This window comes from Pseudomonas sp. CM25 (genome assembly GCF_013179705.1).
Taxonomy (GTDB): Bacteria; Pseudomonadota; Gammaproteobacteria; order Pseudomonadales; family Pseudomonadaceae; genus Aquipseudomonas.
In genome coordinates, this window is record NZ_JABMCW010000490.1 from 1 (window position 1) to 3,053 (window position 3,053).

At 64.4% G+C, this 3,053-nt stretch carries 1 protein-coding gene; it reads right to left on the reverse strand.

What is annotated here, in order from left to right:
- Window positions 1–3,053 (reverse strand): peroxidase family protein (locus HP546_RS28330; protein ID WP_306125885.1); only part of this gene is annotated, 3,053 nt, incomplete at both ends.

Consider the following 3,053-nt stretch of genomic DNA (forward strand, 5'->3'; position numbering starts at 1 on the left):
TCACCGAATTGCCATCGACCACCACGCTATAGTCGGTGGCAACCCCCGAGAACAGCGCCGTGTCATAGCTGTCGGTGCCGCTCAGGATTTCCCGGACAATCACCAGCTGGCCCGGGTTGTAGGTGCCGTTGAGCATCAGTGGCACCATCGGCTCCATGCTGTCGAAGCTGGCGATTTCCGGGCCGCTGCCATCGTGGTTGGCGCGTACGCTAATGCGTACGTTCAACCATTTGTCGCCGTCGAGGATATCGTCGCCACCACGCCCTTCGATCAGGTCGCTGCCGCTGCCGCCAAGGATGATGTTGCCGCCGTCGTAGAACGTCGCCCCGGCTGCCAGCAGGCTGGACAGGCCGTTGATCAGGCTGATGTTGGTGAGCACGCTGCCGGTGGCGCCAGCCGTCGGCAGGCTGGTGGCATCTTCGTTGTCACCGCGCAGGAAATCGCCATGCGCCGACCCCGACAGGCCCTCCATGATGTCGAATCGCGCCAGCGTCGAGGCGCCCGAACCCGGTACCGGCGGTACATCGAAGAAGCGGTCGCTCATGTCGATGGACACGCCCTGGGCCAGGCCCTTGAAGGTTGCCCAGTCATAGCCCGAGCCACCGATGTAGCGGTCGCCGAAGCCCAGGCTGCCGACCATGATGTCGTCGCCGCCTTCACCGTTGAACTTGTCGTTCTCGTTACCGCCGATGAACACGTCGTTGCCGATGACCGGGTCGTTGCCCAGCGGGTCGAAGTTGTCACCAGGCGCACCGTCCGAGGTGCCCTTTTCGATCCAGTCGTCGCCCTCGTTACCCATGTCCTGTTCGTTGGCCTTGCTGCCGAGGATAAAGTCGTTGCCCTGGCCACCAATGGCTTCGGAGGCATCTTCCCCGGTCACGATGAAGTCGTTGCCGAAGCCGCCGATGATCAGGTTGACGCCATTACCGCCGTGCAGCACATCGTTGCCGTCGCCGCCCTGGATGTTGTCGTCACCACCCATGTCGCTGATGATGTCGTCGCCGGCCCCACCGCGCAGCTGGTCGTTGCCGTCGCCGCCTTCGATGCGGTCGTTGCCGGCATCGCCCCACACCGTGTCGTCACCCTCGCTGGAGACCAGGATGTCATCACCGTTGGTACCGCCCAGCACGATGTGCTCGCCACCGGCATAGCGGATGTAGTTGGTGTCCGGGCCAGCCGTCAGCGGGCTGTCGCGGAACACCACCTGCTGGCCGTTTTCGCCCAGCGGGTCGGCGTTGCCCAGGCCATCGTTGTACTGCTTGCTCTGGTCCAGCTCCAGATAGAAGCCCGGGTCGGAGAACACCAGGCCCGGCAAGTGGGTGGCCGAGGTGTTGGCCATGATCAGCTTGGCGAACGAGTTGCTTTCCAGCTCGGCGTTCATCGACAGCCCGGCGGTACGCTCCAGGTAGTAGAAGCGGTCGCCGTCCTGCAGTTTCTCCATCTGGTTTTCGAACACGAAGTTGAAGGTACTGCCGAGCATGCCGCCGAACGGGGTCTTCTCTTCGGCCAGGCCGCCGATCCACAGGTCGATGGCGTCGACGCCGGTGAGGGTGACCCCCTTCAGGTCATCCGCGGTGTTTGCCAAGCCATCCTTGCCGACCAGGGTCACGTTGGCCCAGGCACCGCTGCCGTTGAGGAAGTCCATGCGGTCGGCCGGCGCGCCATTGCCGCCGAACACCAGGGCCATGGCCGCCGCGCGTTTTTCCAGCAGCGTGGTAGCGCCGGTGATGGTGCTGTGGGTGCCGTAGGCGGCGATGAAGTTGATCAGCGACTCTGGATGCTTCAGGTGCTGCACCAGGTCGACCCAGCTGGTGTACGGCTTGAGCTGGGTATCGCCGGTTTGCCCGTAGATGTCCCGACGCAGGGCGTTCAGCGAAGGGATGCCCACGTCGCGGCCACGGGCGATGTTGATCGCCGGCAGGTCCAGCGGCAGGCCCAACAGGTTGTTGCGCAGCGCCTCGGTGACGAACTCGTCGATTTCGTTACCGCCCTGACGGGTGACCCCGCGCACGATGGCGCTGGTGGCATCCTCGGGGGTGACGCCACTGGCGGCATACGCCAGCGGGTTGAGGAACGCAGCAATCAACCCCAGTTGCTGGTCGGGGTTGGCGCTGGCCGGGTCCTTGATGACGTTGAAGTCGATGTCGAAGCGGTCGACGGTTTCGGTCAGCATCGAGTGGCCGAAGCGGTACACGGTGTGGGCGAACTCGGCCACGATCGACGCATCGAGGTCGACGTCATAGACCTGGGTTGGCGCGAAGAACAGGTCGACCCGCGGCTGTACGGTACGGGCGAATTCCTCGAACACCAGGTGCTGGTACTGCATCTCGGTGCCGAACTTGGCCGCCTGGAACAGGCGCTCGCCGTTCCACACCAGTGCATCGATCTCGGGTTGGGTGACCGGCAATGCACTCACCGGGTTGAGCAGCCACTCGTTGAGGAAGACCAGGTCGTGCGCGTCCAGCACCGTGTCCTTGGTCTGCGCCACCAGCCGGTTGTGCTCGGCATGGAAGATCGCATGCACGGCGGTCAGGCCGATGTTCTCGTTGACCCGGCCATCGCCGGCAATGTAGTGCGCATCCAGCAGTTCGTTGTCGTAGGCCAGGTTGGCACCGGTCTGCGGGTTGACGGCTACGGCGTTGCCGGCGACGTTGTCGGCATCCGGCGCCAACACCCCGGCGCTGAACACCGGCACGGCATTGTGGGCGATGTCGGCGAGGAACTGGTGGCCGGTGCGCACGGCGTTGGTCAGGCTGATCGGCGCCAGCGGGTTGCCTTCCACCTGCTGGTCATCGGCCGTACCGGCAATACCGTCCAGGCCTTTCATCACCACCATCGGGTAGCCATGCGGGCCTTTGATGAAGTTGCCATAGGCATCGGTTGCCAGCAGCGGCACGTTGTCGACGTCGGCATCGGTCAGATTGATGCCGAGCAGGTCGCGGGCCTGGGCCTTGACCACTTTCCAGGTGGCCATGCCGCCGATTTCGTGATCGTCGCCGGTGCCGAACTTGCCATCGGCGCCCAGGTCGCGGTTGGTGATCAGCCGGCCCGTG